Below are 16,308 nucleotides of genomic sequence, written 5' to 3'. Positions count from 1 at the left end.
CGCGTGCTGCCTGCCTCGGGTCGATCGATGGGCTGTGAGATTTGCCGGACCTCACGGTACGGCAACGATGCCGTCGGGGAGCCGCCGGATCCGTTAATGTCCCGCCGGTGAGGAGGCTGAAGGCGGGCAGTTCGGAGCAGGTCCTGTGGCGGGCGCGGCTCGTCCTGGGATGCCTGGCGCTGATCGCCTTGTGCTTCCAGCAGGCGCCCGGTCAGATCGTCCTGGACCGCAGGCTCGAGCTGACTGCCGGGCCGGGCGGGTTCCTGGCGCGCGCACTGCACCTGTGGGATCCGCACACCGGGTCCGGTCAGCTGCAGAGCGACGCCTATGGCTACCTGCTCCCCATGGGGCCGTTCCACTGGCTTCTGGACACGCTGTCGGTGCCGGACTGGGTCACACAACGCCTCTGGTGGTCGCTGGTCCTCTGCGTCGCCTTCGTCGGTGTCTGGAAGCTGTGCAACGTCCTGCAGTACGGCGTGTCGTGGACCCGGTTCGCCGCGGCACTGCTCTATGCCCTGGTGCCGCGCGCGTTCGGTGAACTGCCGATCGAGGTGTGGCCGATGGCGATGGCTCCGTGGGTATTACTGCCGCTCGTGTCGCCACGTCCCCGCTCTGGTTGGTGGCGGGCCAGCTGGTCCGCTCTAGCCTTCGCACTTATCGGTGGGGCCAGCCCGGTCGCGGGCGTTGCGACGCTCGTCGTACCTGGTGCCTGGCTCGCACTGCGGGCCAGGGCGAAGCTGGCGCTCGTCTGGTCGGCATTCGTCGTCGCAGTGTCGATCTGGTGGCTTGTCCCGCTGCTGATGTCGATCCGGTACGGCGCTGCGCCGCCGGCCCCACGTTGGTTGCCTGTGGCCGGTGTCGTCGCCGGACTGCCACTCGCACTAGCCGCCGCGCATTACCTGCGCCGGCTGACGAACCTGTCTGTCTCCCGCGGTCTCCACCGCCGCGTCGTACCTGTCCTGGTCACCTGCCTGGCAGTGGCCGCCGCTCTACCTGTGGTTCTCACACGCCCAGCAGGTGCGTTCGCCGCGATCCCAGCGCACTGGGAGCAGGCTGCTCGCTGGCTGGACGATCAGTCCGTGCCGGGAAGTGTGCTGGTGCTGTCGTCGTCCGATGAACCGCTCGCAGCCCTGGTGAAGCGCCCGCTGGCCGCACTGACCGACGACCTGACGCGCCGCGTCGACTCCGGTGTCGGTGACCAGGCGCTGCGACAGGAGTTGACGCGCGACGGCATCCGCTACGTTGTCGTGCGCAACGACCAGCAGGACGGCACGCCGGCCCTCGCGATCCACGAGAGTCTCGCTGACGCCGGCATCGGGCGGGTGGCGTACTTCGGGCCGGCCGGTCAGACCCGCCTGCCGTATCCGAGCGTGGAGATCTACGACGTCGGCGCGACCACACCAGGCCGGCTCGTCCCGCAGTCCCGGCTCGTCGCGGTCGGTGGCACCGCAGACGACGTACCGGCGGTGGTGACCGCGCTGGGAGGTGACGGCGCCGCGGTACTGCGTGGCGATGCGAGCGGCAAGTTCGACCAGTTGCCGCTGATCGAGACACGGGACCAGGAGGTCGACCGGCAACCGAGCGCGTTCGTGCTGCGGAACCGGGAAGTCGGCCGGTCGGCCTGTCTGCACGTCGGGGCGCGCGCGTTGTGCAGTGCGGACCAGGCGAAGGAGTCTGCGGAGCCGAACGGCCTGACGCGGGGCTTGCAGCTTCCGCAGGCCGCGTCGTACCAGTTGCGCGGGACCGCGCTGCCGAACGATGGCGAAACGCTGGAGCAGCTGCTCGCGGTGCCGGGAGCGATCACCGCGACGGCGTCGTCGCGTGCAGTCGGGGCGCCGGAAGGGCGGCCGGGCGCCGCGGTCGACCGCGATCTCGGCACCGGTTGGCTGGCGGCTCCGGACGACCTGGAGCCGAGCCTCACCTTGAAGTTGCCTGCGGCAAGGGACGTCAAGGGACTGCGGTTCCGGTCCGACGCCTACCTGAGCGGTTCGCGGCCGGCCGAGGTGATGCTCTCCTTCGACGGCAGCGCGCCGCTCCGCGCCACGGTCGACGCCGACGGGTACGCCCGGTTCCCGACCAGGCAGGCGCGGACCGTGAAGATCGACTTCACTGGGACCAAGCCGCTGCAGGACGCCCGGACCAGCCCGGTCGGCGTGACCGAGGTCGAAGTACTGGGGGCGGACGACCTGCGCAAGGCGGTCGCCCCGCAGCGCCGGGTTCCGGCGTACTGCGGCAACGGGCCGGCGGTCCGCGTCGACGGCGTACCGCTGCGAACACAGGTCGCGGCGACGATGCGGGACCTGCTGCAGCGTCGGCCCGTGACGTTCAGCCTGTGCGGCGCACTGTCGACAGTCCCGCTGCGGTCAGGGCATCACCAGGTCGAGGTGCAGTCCAGCGGCGGGTTCGTGCCGGTTCAGGCGACGCTGGCCAAGGCGGGGTTCGGTGACGTGGCTGTTACGCCGGTGCAGGGCGTCGACGTGTGGCGGCCGAACCCGACCGAGCTGACCGTCGAGGTGCCGGGTGCCGACGAGCAGTCCGTACTGGCGATCGCACAGAACTACACCGAGGGCTGGGAGGCGTACGACGGCAGCGGCCGGAAGCTCACGCCGATCCGGGTCGGCGGCCGGCAACAGGGCTGGGTGCTACCCGCGGGACCGGAACAGGTGGTCACGGCCCGCTTCATGCCGGACCGGACCTACCGCGCGGGGCTGCTGCTCGGACTGGTCGCGCTGGTCGCGGTGCTGGCAGTCGCCGTCTTCTTCCCCAGGCGCACGAGCGGACGTTCAACCAGGCGGTAGCTGACCGCTGCGAGCACGACAGAGGCCAGCAATGTCACGGGTAGCTGTACTGCGAACGGTCCGTCCAGCAGCCCTAGTACGACGAACTGGTACGCCACGACGCCGTACGAGAGTTGGGCGGCGAGCCGCGCCGGCCGGCCACCCAGCACCTGCACTGTCCTGGCCGTGGGAGTCAGAACCGGGAAGAGCACGCAGGCAACGGCCACGGTGTACAGGAGGCACTTGATGAGTGCCTGCGCCGGTGTGGGCGTGGAGAGATCGTACGGACCGGCGATCGGAGTTGCTGCGATCAGGAGGAGCGCTGCGGCGATCCCCCAGAGCGTGCCGGGGACTCTGGTCAGTGTGTCGAGCGTTGACAGGCCAAGACGACCTGTGGCGCGGGCAACCTGCCAGAGCGCCAGTCCCATGCCGACGGCGTACCAGCCGAGGTAGCCGGGCAGCCAGAGTCCCGCCTCTGGGTGACCGGTCGCCATGACCGCCGCCATCCAGACCGGTCCGAGGACGGTAAATGCGACCAGGATGAGGAGCCGCCAGCGCACACTGCGGCGAGTGGGACGCTCGTAGCCGGTCAGGAGCCGTCCGAGGCCCGGCAGGAGAAGGTAGAAGGGGAGCGGCGTCAGAACTGCCCAGCGGAGGTAGGTGGTCGCGGGGTCCGGGACGAGGACGATCGACAGCACCACGGCCACCAGTAGTGCGGGGAGGATCCGCAGGGCGCGGCCGCGCAGGTACGGCAGGGTCAGTGGCGGCAGCGTGCCGGAGAACCAGGCGAGCACATGCGGCCGGTAGAGCAGGAACCCGGACAGTGCGCAGAAGATCGCCCAGCCGACGTCCAGCCGCGACACGACCCCGGCGAACGGCGCATGCGTGTGCAGCCCCACCTGTGACATCACCACCGCGAGTGCTGCGATCACCCGCAGCCCGTCAACCGCGGGGAATCGGGTCATACGGCGGCTCCCTTGTGGGCGGTCCAGATCGCGGTGCCCGGCACCAACCTGCCGCGCTCGGGTCCCCAGCCGCCCCAGACGAGGTCGTGTCCCGCCGGCCATTCCGGCTCGAGCAGGTCGTCGACGACGAAGCCTGCGCCGGTCAGCGCGCGGATCCAGTCGCCGGTGGTGCGGTGGTGCTCGGCGTAGACCGGCGTACTGGACGCGTCGACCTCGACGTACGGTGTCCGGTCGAAATAGGAATGGGTGATCCGCAGACCGGCCGGCGACGGGTCGTCGGGCATGGTCCAGCGGAACGGGTGGGTCACCGAGAAGACGAGCAGGCCACCCGGCCGCAGTACGCGCGCGATCTCGCGGAACGCCGTACCAGCGTCCGCCACGAACGGCAGTGCGCCGAACGCCGAGCAGACGATGTCGAACGCTGCGTCGCGGTAGGGGAGTGCGACCGCGTCGGCCGCCACTGTGCGCACCGCGGTGCCGGTGCGTACGTCGAGCTGCCGGGCGATCCGGAGTTGCTCGAGCGAGATGTCGAAGGCCACCACGTCGGCGCCCTGGGTCACCAGCCAGCGTGAACACTGCGCGGCGCCGCAGCCGACCTCGAGGATGCGCTTGCCGCGGACCGGACCGAGCAGCTGGGCCGCCTCTTCGTCGACGCCCTCCGGCGACCAGACGAACCGGTCGTCGCCGAGGAAGTCCCCGTGCTCGGCCAGATACTCCGCCGCCGCCGAGTCCCAGTACGTCCGGCTGGCCCGTGACGTCTGAGCCTCCGTCAGCACAACCCTCTGCGGCTCCACCACCGCATCACCCTATAGGGCATGTCTCCCGATCCCCGCCTACTGCGCGGCGCTCGGCGGGCACCTCGCCGAGCGGGAGCGAAGGGAACGATGAAACCACATCGACCCCTCCGCTCCCGCTCACCGAGGCACTCCGCCGAGCACCTGCTCGCTACGGCGTGGGATCGGGAGACATGCCCTAGGGACCTCGGAGTCTGCAGCCCCCGAGGTCCTTGATCAGTTGTCCAGCTTGTTGTCTGCGTACACGGTCATCGCGTCGCGCAGGTACTCGACCACGGTGTCGTCGCCGTTGCCGATGTTCTGCCGGAACCGCTCGTCGTCGACGTACATCTGGCCGAGGCCCTTGTACGCATCCCGTGTCGGCGTCCAGAACAGACAGGTGACCTCGTAATGCAGCTGGATCAGCTCCTGCACGCTCAGCTCGGTCACGGCGACCCCTTCCGCCTTCAGCGCGGCCAGTCCTTCGTGGACCCGGGTGTAGCCAGTTCTGGCCTTCTCGGCGTCCGCCTCGGTCCAGCCCCGCATCCGCTGGTAGCTCGCGTCCACCGCCTCGTCGCCCCAGCGCTCCCGCGCCTCGGCTTCGTACGGGTTGCGCTCGAATCCTTCGAAGACCTTCTCCGGTGACATCTCTCCTCCTCTCTTCAGGTTCTTGATGGTGGCGTCGACGGTCCGGACCAGCCGGCCGAGGCGCAGCTGCACCTTGACCAGCCACTCCTTGTGCTTGGCCAGCACCTCGATCGCGTCCTGCTCGTCGCGGTGGGCGATCACCTCACCCACCACGTCCAGGCTCAGCCCGAGGTCCCGGAGCAGGAGGATCTGCTGCAACCGCAACAGCTGCTCCTGCTCGTAGTACCGCCGACCGTTCGGAGCGACCCGGGCCGGTACCAGCAGCCCGATGGAGTGGTAGTGCCGGAGCGTGCGTGACGTGACACCGGAGGACCGGGCCACCTGTGCGATCGACCACGCCATCCAGCCGCTCCTTTCCGTCGACATCCCCGACGGTAGATGTTGCCGCTACGTCAACTTCAAGCTCATTTGTCCGAAGGATGCGGCAGGATCGCCACATGAGTGACTTCGCGGCCAGTGCCGTTCCGCTGACAGGCGGGTACGGCGGGCAGACGTACGCCGTCAGCGCCGGCGACGAGGACGCGGTCATCAAGTTCTACGTGAAGGACCCGGAGCGGGCCGCCGTCGACGCCGCGCTGCTCCAGTTGGTGCGTGGACTGCTGCCGGTGCCGCGGGTGCTGGACCTCAAGCGGGAGGGTTCGTACGACGATCCGCCGTACCTGCTGACCGAGCGGCTGCCGGGGGTCAACCTGCAGGTCTTCCTGGAGACGGCGAGCGAGGGGGAGCGCCGGAGTGTCGGGACCCAGTTGGGTGAGCTGCTGGCGCGGCTGAGCGGGATGCCGTTCCTGCAGTCGGGGATGTTCCGGGACGGGGAGCTCGGGGTCGAGCCGTTCGGCCTGGGCGACCTGACGGAGTACGTCGCGGGGCTGCGCCTGGGGTTCACCGACGAGCAGCGGGCCGGGTTCGGTGCGGTGATCGACGAGGCGGAGGACCTGCTGGCGGACGGTGTGGACCGGGTCTGTCTGGTACACAGCGACTTCAACCCGAAGAACCTGCTGGTCGACCCCGGTACGGCGCGGATCACCGGGCTGATCGACTGGGAGTTCAGCCACGCAGGTTCGCCGTACGCCGACCTCGGCAACCTGCTGCGGTTCAGCGAGGACCGGGTCCTCGCGGGAGCGGTCCTGGACGCACTGCGGCTGCTGGACCTGGGGGAGCGGCTGGTGGACCTCGGCCGGGCGGCCGATCTGTGGGCGCTGCTTGACCTCGCCGCGCGGGCCGAGCAGCACGAGATCGCGGCGGCCGCGCACCGGCTGGTCTCCCGGATGGCGGACACGGGCACCCTCGCGGGAGGCCGGCCGGACCTGGACGTCGTACATTGAGATCAGTGGCACGTCGGGAGACCTCGGCGGGCGGCCGGTAGGCACCGGGTGCCCCAGGTTGTGCTGTCTTCGTCAAGACCGGTATTCTGTGAGATGCGCTATGGGCCCGCGCGACCTCGGACGGAGCAGGCTCGTGACTCGCAGCAGCTCGGTGGTGAATCTGTCGTCTTCTGGCAATCCCGCGGTTTGGTGCGATCCAAAGGAACATGGCGCAACCGCACGACACCACCAGTCCACGGAGCAACCCACCACATGACGGCCAGCATCGAGGCTCCCCTCGACCCCGCAGTTCGCAGCACCCCGCAGGTAGCGGTCAATGACATCGGGTCGGAGGAAGACTTCCTCGCGGCGATCGATCAGACCATCAAGTACTTCAACGACGGCGACATCGTCGAGGGCACCATCGTCAAGGTCGACCGGGACGAGGTCCTGCTCGACATCGGTTACAAGACCGAAGGCGTGATCCCGTCCCGCGAGCTGTCGATCAAGCACGACGTCGACCCGAACGAGGTCGTCAACGTCGGCGACCACGTCGAGGCCCTCGTTCTCCAGAAGGAGGACAAGGAAGGCCGTCTGATCCTCTCGAAGAAGCGCGCCCAGTACGAGAAGGCCTGGGGCACGATCGAGAAGATCAAGGAAGAGGACGGCGTCGTCACCGGCACCGTCATCGAGGTCGTCAAGGGTGGTCTCATCCTCGACATCGGCCTCCGTGGCTTCCTTCCGGCCTCGCTCGTCGAGATGCGCCGGGTCCGCGACCTCCAGCCGTACGTCGGCCAGGAGATCGAGGCGAAGATCATCGAGCTGGACAAGAACCGCAACAACGTGGTCCTGTCCCGCCGCGCCTGGCTGGAGCAGACCCAGTCCGAGGTGCGGATGAACTTCCTCACCCAGCTGCAGAAGGGCCAGATCCGCAAGGGCGTCGTGTCCTCGATCGTCAACTTCGGTGCGTTCGTGGACCTCGGCGGCGTCGACGGCCTGGTGCACGTGTCGGAGCTGTCCTGGAAGCACATCGACCACCCGACCGAGGTCGTCGAGGTCGGCCAGGAGGTCACCGTCGAGGTGCTGGACGTCGACATGGACCGCGAGCGCGTCTCGCTGTCGCTGAAGGCGACCCAGGAAGACCCGTGGCAGCAGTTCGCCCGGACCCACCAGATGGGCCAGATCGTGCCCGGCAAGGTCACCAAGCTGGTTCCGTTCGGTGCGTTCGTCCGCGTGGAGGAGGGCATCGAGGGTCTGGTGCACATCTCCGAGCTGGCCGAGCGGCACGTCGAGATCCCGGAGCAGGTCGTCCAGGTCAACGACGACGTCATGGTCAAGATCATCGACATCGACCTGGAGCGGCGCCGGATCTCGCTGTCGCTCAAGCAGGCCAACGAGGGTGTCGACCCGGTCTCGGACGACTTCGACCCGACGCTCTACGGCATGTCGGCGACGTACGACGAGCAGGGCAACTACATCTACCCCGAGGGCTTCGACCCGGAGACGGGCGAGTGGCTCGAGGGCTTCGACAAGCAGCGTGAGGAGTGGGAGCGGCAGTACGCCGAGGCCCACGCGCGCTGGGAGGCCCACAAGAAGCAGATCGAGGAGGCCAAGTCGGCCGACGTGGAGGCCGGCGAGGCATCGTCGTACTCCTCGGCCGCTGCCCCGAAGGACGACGCTCCCGTCGAGGGCGCGCTCGCTTCCGACGAGGCGCTCCAGGCTCTCCGCGAGAAGCTGACCGGCCAGGGCTGATCCGCTAGCTCACCCCGAGACCCCCGCACCCACCAGGGCGCGGGGGTCTCGCACGTCCAGCCCACCAGCCCGGCCCGTCGCCCCACCCGACGCCTTCCCGCCTCGCCAGGCTGCGCTCGCTGTGACTTTGTGCACCGGATCCGTACGACGGATGCGGTGCAATGCGGATCTGGTGCACAAAGTGGGAGCCGGTAGGGTTCGGGCGTGCTGAGAGTGGGACTGACTGGTGGGATCGGGTCGGGGAAGAGTGCTGTGTCGGCGCGGTTGGGGGCGCTGGGTGCTGTGGTGATCGACTCGGACGTGCTGGCCCGGGAGGTGGTTGCGAAGGGCACCGACGGGCTGGCCGAGGTGGTGGCGGCGTTCGGTTCCGGCGTACTGACGGCCGACGGCGAGCTGGACCGGCCCGCGCTCGGGAAGATCGTGTTCGGCGACGAGGCCGCCCGGCGCAAGCTGGAGGCGATCATCCACCCGCGGGTGCGCGCCCGGGCCGCGGAGATCGAAGCGCAGTCATCCCCGGACGCGATCGTCGTCCACGACATCCCGCTGCTGGTCGAGACCGGTCAGGCCGACCGGTTCGACCTCGTGCTGGTGGTCGACGTACCGGTCGAGATCCAGGTACGGCGGCTGACCACGCAGCGCGGGATGGACGCCACGGAGGCCGAGCAGCGGATCGCCAGCCAGGCGTCCCGGGAGGACCGGCTCGCGGTCGCGGACGTTGTCGTCGACAACTCCGGCAGCCTGGCCGACCTGGACCACCGCGTGAACGAGGTGTGGACCACACTCGAAGACCGCAAAGGCCACAGTCCGGACACGAAAAGATGACCCCTGCGCGGTAAATGATGCATGCGGGACCGGTTGTACAAGAATCTGTCCCGGGTTCGGCCCGGGTGACCAGGGCCGGCCGCGGACGGCGCGCCCCGCGCCGGTCCGGACGTCCGAGGATGGGAGATTGGCGTGGTTTGTCCGCGCTGCAGCTCTGACGTCCCCGAGGTGTCGCATTTCTGCCATCACTGTGGCAACGACATGCGCACCGGGGACTCCGAGCGGAAGAACGCGTACGCCGCCAGACCTGACGAGCCGGTGGCGTCGTTCAAACTGGTCTCGACGATCATGCCGCAGGGATCCGGCCAGCAGCCGTACACCTACAAGGTCGCGCTCGGCATCGCCCTGCTGCTGACCGTGGTGACGGCCGCACTCGGCGCCCTGCCGGTGGCGATCATGATCGCGGCCTTCGCCATTCCGATCGTTTACATCATTTACCTGTACGACGTGAACCTCTGGGAGGACGAGCCGATCCCGGTGGTCGCCGCGGCCTTCGTGCTGACCGGCGTCCTCGCGGCAGTCTTCACCTGGCTGTGGTCGGACAAGATCGCGCTCACGATCGACACCATCGGCAGCAACAGCGCCGGGCCGTCGCTGCGCGACCTACTGATTCTCCTGCTGCTGGTGCCCGTGGTGTCCGAGCTGATCCGCCAGATCGGCCCGCTCTACCTCGCGTCGCGGCCACGGTACGACGACCTGATGGACGGCTTCACCTTCGGTGTGGTGGCCGGCGTCGGCTTCGCGTGCTTCGAGACGCTGGTGCTGCACTGGGGCTGGATCAGCGGCGGCTTCGCCGGACCGGGCAGCAGCGCCGGGACCTGGATCTCGATCGTCGTACTGCACGGCTTCATCAAGCCGCTGGTGTACGGCTCGGCGACCGGTCTCGCGGGTGCGGAGTTCTCCGGCCTCGGTGAAGGGTACGACGGCTTCACGCCGCGCTGGGCGGGCGCTCTGCTCCAGGCGATGGCGGTGAACGCGCTGTTCCACGGCGGCGTCTACCTGCTGGCGTTCGTCGGCGGTCACGGCTCGACGATCGGCTCGATCCTCGGCGTCGTCTGGGGCCTGCTGCTGCTCGGCGCGCTGATCATCCGGGTGCGGACCGTGCTCCACAAGGGGCTGCTCGAGGCGGCGCTGGAGTCGGCCGCACGCGGCGGTTCCAACCACGCGTCCGGGGACCTGGCGTTCTGCTCGCGTTGCGAGATGCCGCTCCTTCCGCACTCCGACTTCTGCTCCGCCTGCGGCAACTCGGTCCGTTCGGTACCGAAGTCCGCGCGTGGAGTATCAGCATCGACCGGCGCTACGACTGGGGAGACGCGCGCATGAGCAACCAGCAGCCGCCGTTCGGTGGTCAAGGCGGACAGCAGCCGTACGGTGGCCAGCCGGGCCAGCCCGGTCAGCCGGGCCAACCAGGTCAGCCCGGTCAGCCCGGTCAGCCCGGTCAGCCCGGTCAGCCGGGTCAGCCGGGGCAGCAGCCCGGTTACGGTCAGCAGCCTCAGCAGCCCGGCTACGGTGGCGGTCAGCAGCCGCCGTACCCGCCGCAGGGGCAGCCCCAGTACCAGCAGCCACAGCAGGGGTACCCCGGTCAGCAGCAGGGGTTCCCGGGGCAGCAGCCGCCGTTCGGCGGTCAGCAGCAGTGGGGCGGCCAGCAGCCGCCGCGTAAGGGTGGTGGCAGCAGCAAGACGCTGCTGATCGCGGGCGGCGCGTTCGCCGTCGTCGCGATCATCGGCGTCGTCCTCGCGCTGATCTTCAGGGGCGGCGACGACGACACCGCCGACCCGAGTCCGACCCCCACGTCCGAACCGACGGCCCAGCCGACCGGGGAGCCGACGGGGGAGCCGACGGAGGAGCCGACCGGCGAGCCCACCGAGGAACCGACGTCCTCGCCGACCAGCGAGCCGAGCGAGGAACCCAGCGAGGAGCCCAGCAACGGCGACGAGGGAATCCAGGTCGCCGAGGGTGTCTACGTGAAGCCCCAGCCCGGCTACATCCGCAAGAGTCTCAAGGAATTCAGCGGCGTCTACCTGCTCAAGCAGGGCGAGGCGTACTTCATGGTGCAAGCCGCGAACGGCAAGGGCATGACGGCGCAGACCCTGCTGCCGCAGCTGCTGAAGGCCGAGACCAAGGGCCTGTCCGGGGTCAAGTCCAACCAGCCGAAGGAGACCCGGCCGGGGCCGGACGACAAGACCCCGGTCAAGGTCGTGATGACTCAGAGCTACAGCGCGACCGCCACGACCCAGAGCGGCAGTATGTCGGTGGTCGGGTTCGTCGCTGTCGTCGAGCGTAACGACGGTGTGCTCACCGCCATCCGCGTGTACGGGCGGCGGGACAAGCTCGCCAGCGTCGACAGGGACTCCACGGCGATGCTCCGGTCGGTGGTCAAGAGTCAGTGAGCGGAAAGCGAGACAAGGGTTCGGGCGGTAACCCCTGGGTCAACCAGCCCGACCCCGACGAGGACGACGGCGTCGAGCCGGAGGACCAGCTGCCGCCGTCGCCCTGGAACCTCGAGGTCCAGCCGCCCCCGTCACCGTGGGGCGGCCAGGCCGCGCCGGGACCCGGCCCTGCTGATGGGCCCGGCCCCGGCGGGCCTGGTTCCGGGCCTGGGGCCGGTACCGGGCCCGGTGGCGGTCCGGCGACGCAGACCTCGTCCGCGTGGGGCGACAAGGTCGGCCCGCCGTCGCTGCGCCGGCCCCCGCCGCCGAAGAAGCGCTTCGAGATCCCGCCGCTGCTGATCCCGATCGGCGCCGGCCTGATCGTGGTCGCGATCGTCGCCGTCGTCCTGGTGGTGCTGTCCGGCGGTGACGAGAAGGCCGGTCCGAGCACGCCGAGCACCCCGGCCGGTACGCCGACCGCGCCGACGTCGTCGTACCAGCCGCCGCCGAACGCGATCCCGGTCGGGTTCGGCGTCTCGCTCGTCCCGGTCCAGGGCTGGACGCTGTACACCAAGGAGACGCGCGGCAAGCAGGTCGCGACGTACCCGCCCGGCAACAACGCCGACGCGCGGGCGTTCCTGTGGGTGCGGCAGAAGCAGAACGTCACCGCGCAGGCCTACCTGCTGGGGATCGTCGAGGGCGAGACCGAGGAGGAGGTCGCGCAGCTCGGCAACGTGCGGAACCTGCCGTGCCCCAAGGACGTCTTGGTGGAGTGTGTCGCGATCGACTACACCGCCACCGCCAAGGTCAAAGGCGTGGACACCCAGGTCAAGGGCTTCGTCGAGGCCTACCGGCGCAAGGACGGCGTGGTCACCGCGCTGGACTTCCGCACCCGGGTCGACTTCGCCCAGAAGGCCGAGGCGGACGCCGCGATCATGAAGAAGTCGGTGCTCGACAGCCTGTGACTGCCGAGCATCGCCCTTTACCGCGAGGAAGAACTTTGACGTCCTCCCACCACCCAAAGGCAGGGGATTCCAACCCGTATGGGTTGAGGTTCGCGGTTCACAGCCGTGCCCTACCGCGCAAGAAGGCTCCCCGCGCTGCCACGGCCCGCCCGGCCGCGGTTGTTGCTGATCCTGCTACTGCCGATCGCTTGGCTATCGCGACCTGTGCGAACACTATTCGACCCGACCGACAAAACGTGAAGGGAGGGAGATGGCGCTGCATCCAGCCGCTGAGGATCCAACGCCATCCCAACCGATGAGTCAGCAGTACGGTCCACCGCCGGGCCCGCCGCCGGCACCCGCTCCCGGCGGTTGGGGTCCTGGGCAGCAGGCGCCGCAGGGTCAGCACGGTCCGCAGGGTCAGCACGGTCCGCAGGGCCGGCCCGGTGGCACGGGCGGTGGCGCGCCGGGTGGTGGCGCGCCGGGTGGCGGCTGGGGTCCCGGCCCGATGCGGCCGAGCCAGCCGCCGAAGCCGAACCGGACGCCCTGGATCATCATGGCCGCCGCGATCGTCGCCGTCCTGCTCGTCGCGGTGGGCGTCGTGTTGCTGGTGAACGGCAAGGACAAGGGCACCGACCAGGCGGGCGGCTCGCAGACGCCGGAGCCGATCGGCACCATGTACACGCCGTCGCCGACGCCGACCCCGGACGACTCCAAGGGCCCGAACGACGTCGGCGTCGAGGTCGGCTACGGGATCTGGTTCACCCCGTCCAAGGGCTGGCTGCCGGACTGGGACAAGACCAAGGCCGGGAAGAACTACATCCTGCAGCAGTTCAACGCGCGCGGCCTGATCGACGGGTACTACTGGGTCCGCCAGACCGAGCTGTACGAGGCGAAGGGCTTCGCGGAGCACCTGGTCGACGTGGAGTCGAACGGGATGGAAGGCGTCCGGATCGGCAAGGGAACCGTCTGCAAGCCGGCGAACCCGAAAATCAAGGCCTGCTACGCGCTCACCTACACCGGCATCTGGGTCGCGAAGAACGGCAAGAAGATCCCGATGCAGGGCTTCGTCACCGCCTACCAGGACCAGTTCGACCGGGTGACCGCCACCGACGCCGGCCTCGAGGTCCGTGTCTACGCGCGCCGCGTGAACGAGCTGGTCTACATGAACAACAGCGTGATCAAGAGCTTCTGAGCGGGTCGTTGACGGGGTCTGACCTGGGAAGTTTAGAAACTGTCGGCGGGCGGCCGTACGGTGGAGGGCATGAGACAGGCTTCGGAACTCCAGCGGATGGTCGCCCCGCTGAAGGTGGTGTCGGACTTCGAGCCGGCGGGTGACCAGCCCGCGGCGATCGCGGACCTGGAGCGGCGGATCAACGCCGGTGAGCAGGACGTCGTCCTGCTGGGTGCGACCGGTACGGGTAAGACCGCGACCGTCGCCTGGCTGGCCGAGCGGATCCAGCGCCCGATGCTGATCCTCCAGCCGAACAAGACGCTCGCCGCCCAGTTCGCGAACGAGCTGCGCCAGTTCTTCCCGGAGAACGCCGTCGAGTACTTCGTGTCGTACTACGACTACTACCAGCCCGAGGCGTACGTCCCGCAGACGGACACCTATATCGAGAAGGACTCCTCGATCAACGAGGAGGTCGAGCGGCTGCGGCACTCCGCGACCTGGTCGCTGCTCACCCGCCGCGACGTGGTCGTGGTGGCGACCGTCTCCTGCATCTACGGCCTGGGCTCCGCCGACGAGTACCTGAACCGCATGATCCACGTGAAGGTCGGCACCGAGATGGACCGCGACGGTCTGCTCCGCAAGCTCGTCGGCGTGCAGTACGCGCGCAACGACCTGGCGGGCACCCGCGGCACGTTCCGGGTCCGCGGCGACACGCTCGAGGTCTTCCCGGTGTACCAGGAGCTGGCGGTCCGGGTGGAGTTCTTCGGCGACGAGATCGAGCGCCTGATGACGCTGCACCCGCTCACCGGCGAGGTGCTGAGCGAGGAGGACGAGCTCTACATCGGCGCCGCGACGCACTACGTGACCGCGCCGGAGAAGATGGAGCGCGCGATCACCTCGATCGAGGCCGAGCTGGAGGAGCGCCTGGCCGAGCTCGAGCGCAACGGGCAGCTGCTGGAGGCGCAGCGGCTGCGGATGCGGACGACGTACGACATCGAGATGATGCGCCAGATCGGGACCTGTTCCGGTATCGAGAACTACTCGCGCCACACCGACGGCCGCGAGCCGGGGTCGGCGCCGCACTGTCTGCTGGACTACTTCCCCGAGGACTTCGTGCTGGTCATCGACGAGTCGCACGTGACCGTCCCGCAGATCGGCGGGATGTACGAGGGTGACATGTCCCGGAAGCGGACGCTGGTCGAGCACGGGTTCCGCCTGCCGTCCGCGATGGACAACCGGCCGCTGCGCTGGGAGGAGTTCCTGGAGCGGATCGGCCAGACCGTGTACCTGTCCGCGACCCCGGGGCAGTACGAGCAGGACAAGTCCGACGGGTACGTCGAGCAGCTCATCCGGCCGACCGGTCTGGTCGACCCCGAGGTGATCGTGAAGCCCACCAAGGGGCAGATCGACGACCTGATCCACGAGATCCGGCTCCGGGTCGAGCGCGACGAGCGGGTCCTGGTCACCACGCTGACCAAGAAGATGTCCGAGGACCTGACCGACTACCTGCTCGAGATGGGCATCCGGACCAGGTATCTGCACAGCGAGGTGGACACGCTGCGCCGGGTCGAGCTGCTGCGCGAGCTGCGGATGGGCGAGTACGACGTCCTGGTCGGCATCAACCTGCTCCGTGAGGGTCTGGACCTGCCGGAGGTGTCGCTGGTCGCGATCCTCGACGCGGACAAGGAAGGCTTCCTGCGGTCGGGACGGTCGCTGATCCAGACCATCGGCCGCGCGGCGCGGAACGTGTCCGGCCAGGTGTTCATGTACGCCGACAAGATCACGCCGTCGATGGAGCAGGCGATCGACGAGACCAACCGGCGTCGCGCGAAGCAGATCGCGTACAACGAGGAGCACGGGGTCGACCCGCAACCGCTGCGGAAGAAGATCGCCGACATCACCGACATGCTCGCGCGCGAGGACGCGGACACCGCCGAGCTGCTCGGCTCGGGCCGCACGCAGTCGCGGGGCAAGGCGCCGGTGCCGGGTGGCGGTAAGGGCCGTGCCGGTGAGCGGGCCGGTGAGAAGGCGAAGGAGCTGGCCGGTGGCCTGCCGTCGTCCGACCTGGCCGATCTGATCCAGCAGCTCACCGACCAGATGCACAACGCCGCCGCGGAGCTCCAGTTCGAGGTCGCCGCCCGCTACCGCGACGAGATCTCCGAGCTGAAGAAGGAGCTGCGCCAGATGACCAACGCGGGCGCGAAGTAGATCGCGATGGCCAGGCTCGGCGGCGCTGAGATCCTCGAGTACTGCCTGGGGAAGCCCGGGGCGTGGCAGGACGAGCCCTGGGAGGGAGACGTGGTGGCGAAGGTCGCGAACAAGATCTTCGCCTTCCTCGGATCCGAGACCGTCGGGATGAAGTGCGGCGCCAACCGGGAGGAGGCCGACGAACCCGTCGACACCTACCCGGACGACGTCACCAAGATGGCCTACATCGGGCGCGCCGGCTGGAACACGGTCCGCCTCGGGGGAGCGGTACCGGACGACGAGCTCCTCGAGCTGATCGACGCGTCGTACGAGACCGTCGTCGCGAAGCTCCCGCGGAGCAAGCGGCCGGTTTGATAGCCAACGTCAACCAAACACACACCGCAACTATTCCCTCACCCGCCTGTGATGATTTCGACAGGCGGACACGGGGCACAGGATTTGGAGACTTGGACGTCGGACCGTCAGAATGGGTCCCGAGAAGGGGAGTATTCCTTTCGCGGCGGCATCGTCATCACGGTCGGGCCCATGCCTGACCCGGTGTCTCCGGCATCACTCGTCACTGAGGGTGATGCGGA

At 68.9% G+C, this 16,308-nt stretch carries 13 protein-coding genes; 10 read left to right on the top strand and 3 right to left on the bottom strand.

All coding sequences use genetic code 11. The annotated features are described in order from the left end of the window. The first annotated feature begins 107 nt into the window (after window positions 1-107). The gene (locus BJY22_RS29780) at window positions 108-2,798 is read left to right on the top strand and encodes an alpha-(1->3)-arabinofuranosyltransferase domain-containing protein (protein WP_337759433.1); all 2,691 of its coding nucleotides are present in this window, start codon (window positions 108-110) and stop codon (window positions 2,796-2,798) included. Here the strand turns inward: BJY22_RS29780 and BJY22_RS29775 are convergent. From BJY22_RS29775 to BJY22_RS29765, 3 genes are all read right to left on the bottom strand, one after another. Beyond that, window positions 2,696-3,742, bottom strand: a complete 1,047-nt coding sequence (locus tag BJY22_RS29775; protein WP_167213197.1) for an acyltransferase family protein — start codon at window positions 3,740-3,742, stop codon at window positions 2,696-2,698. The two genes, BJY22_RS29780 and BJY22_RS29775, sit on opposite strands and share 103 nt — an antisense overlap. Then, complete coding sequence (locus BJY22_RS29770) at window positions 3,739-4,539, bottom strand: methyltransferase domain-containing protein (protein WP_167213194.1); 801 nt, start codon at window positions 4,537-4,539, stop codon at window positions 3,739-3,741. Before BJY22_RS29770 ends, BJY22_RS29775 begins: the two co-directional genes overlap by 4 nt. Window positions 4,540-4,752: 213 nt before the next feature. Beyond that, window positions 4,753-5,505, bottom strand: a complete 753-nt coding sequence (locus BJY22_RS29765) for a MerR family transcriptional regulator (RefSeq protein ID WP_167213191.1) — start codon at window positions 5,503-5,505, stop codon at window positions 4,753-4,755. A 95-nt stretch (window positions 5,506-5,600) separates the two neighbouring features. On the opposite strand from BJY22_RS29765, the gene BJY22_RS29760 reads away from it, so the two are divergent. From BJY22_RS29760 to BJY22_RS29720, 9 genes are all read left to right on the top strand, one after another. Then, window positions 5,601-6,485: a phosphotransferase family protein gene (locus tag BJY22_RS29760; RefSeq protein WP_167213189.1), complete on the top strand. Its 885-nt coding sequence runs from the start codon at window positions 5,601-5,603 to the stop codon at window positions 6,483-6,485. Between the two features lie 252 nt (window positions 6,486-6,737). Beyond that, window positions 6,738-8,216, top strand: coding sequence for a 30S ribosomal protein S1 (gene rpsA / locus BJY22_RS29755; RefSeq protein WP_167213187.1), 1,479 nt, complete (start codon window positions 6,738-6,740; stop codon window positions 8,214-8,216). A gap of 204 nt (window positions 8,217-8,420) precedes the next feature. Beyond that, the gene (coaE, locus tag BJY22_RS29750; RefSeq protein ID WP_167213185.1) at window positions 8,421-9,038 is read left to right on the top strand and encodes a dephospho-CoA kinase; all 618 of its coding nucleotides are present in this window, start codon (window positions 8,421-8,423) and stop codon (window positions 9,036-9,038) included. A 201-nt stretch (window positions 9,039-9,239) separates the two neighbouring features. Continuing rightward, window positions 9,240-10,361 carry a PrsW family glutamic-type intramembrane protease gene (locus BJY22_RS29745; protein ID WP_238350500.1) on the top strand — a complete coding sequence of 374 codons (1,122 nt, stop codon included), beginning with the start codon at window positions 9,240-9,242 and terminating at the stop codon, window positions 10,359-10,361. Beyond that, window positions 10,358-11,428 (top strand): PT domain-containing protein, encoded by a 1,071-nt coding sequence (locus tag BJY22_RS29740; protein WP_167213179.1) that lies wholly within the window; start codon window positions 10,358-10,360, stop codon window positions 11,426-11,428. Before BJY22_RS29745 ends, BJY22_RS29740 begins: the two co-directional genes overlap by 4 nt. Next, window positions 11,425-12,372 carry a hypothetical protein gene (locus tag BJY22_RS29735; RefSeq protein ID WP_167213175.1) on the top strand — a complete coding sequence of 316 codons (948 nt, stop codon included), beginning with the start codon at window positions 11,425-11,427 and terminating at the stop codon, window positions 12,370-12,372. The genes BJY22_RS29740 and BJY22_RS29735 overlap by 4 nt, the downstream gene beginning before the upstream one ends. A 295-nt stretch (window positions 12,373-12,667) precedes the next feature. After that, window positions 12,668-13,546 carry a hypothetical protein gene (locus BJY22_RS29730; protein ID WP_202891312.1) on the top strand — a complete coding sequence of 293 codons (879 nt, stop codon included), beginning with the start codon at window positions 12,668-12,670 and terminating at the stop codon, window positions 13,544-13,546. A 69-nt stretch (window positions 13,547-13,615) separates the two neighbouring features. Continuing rightward, window positions 13,616-15,733, top strand: coding sequence for an excinuclease ABC subunit UvrB (uvrB, locus tag BJY22_RS29725; RefSeq protein WP_167213172.1), 2,118 nt, complete (start codon window positions 13,616-13,618; stop codon window positions 15,731-15,733). 6 nt (window positions 15,734-15,739) lie between these two features. Further along, a complete protein-coding gene (locus tag BJY22_RS29720; protein ID WP_167213169.1) occupies window positions 15,740-16,087 on the top strand; it encodes an MmcQ/YjbR family DNA-binding protein in 348 nt (115 codons plus the stop codon). Window positions 16,088-16,308 lie beyond the last annotated feature (221 nt).

Origin of the sequence: Kribbella shirazensis (assembly GCF_011761605.1) — a bacterium.
Lineage (GTDB): Bacteria > Actinomycetota > Actinomycetes > Propionibacteriales > Kribbellaceae > Kribbella > Kribbella shirazensis.
The sequence above is the reverse complement of the archived record's forward strand: the minus strand, read 5'-3'. Positions and strand labels throughout refer to the sequence as shown.

Coding starts and splice junctions, on each gene's coding strand:
- BJY22_RS29775 (WP_167213197.1), bottom strand. CDS start 3,742: ATGACCCGATTCCCCGCGGTTGACGGGCTGCGGGTGATCGCAGCACTC.
- BJY22_RS29765 (WP_167213191.1), bottom strand. CDS start 5,505: ATGGCGTGGTCGATCGCACAGGTGGCCCGGTCCTCCGGTGTCACGTCA.
- BJY22_RS29760 (WP_167213189.1), top strand. CDS start 5,601: ATGAGTGACTTCGCGGCCAGTGCCGTTCCGCTGACAGGCGGGTACGGC.
- rpsA (WP_167213187.1), top strand. CDS start 6,738: ATGACGGCCAGCATCGAGGCTCCCCTCGACCCCGCAGTTCGCAGCACC.
- BJY22_RS29745 (WP_238350500.1), top strand. CDS start 9,240: ATGCGCACCGGGGACTCCGAGCGGAAGAACGCGTACGCCGCCAGACCT.
- BJY22_RS29740 (WP_167213179.1), top strand. CDS start 10,358: ATGAGCAACCAGCAGCCGCCGTTCGGTGGTCAAGGCGGACAGCAGCCG.
- BJY22_RS29730 (WP_202891312.1), top strand. CDS start 12,668: ATGAGTCAGCAGTACGGTCCACCGCCGGGCCCGCCGCCGGCACCCGCT.
- uvrB (WP_167213172.1), top strand. CDS start 13,616: ATGAGACAGGCTTCGGAACTCCAGCGGATGGTCGCCCCGCTGAAGGTG.
- BJY22_RS29720 (WP_167213169.1), top strand. CDS start 15,740: ATGGCCAGGCTCGGCGGCGCTGAGATCCTCGAGTACTGCCTGGGGAAG.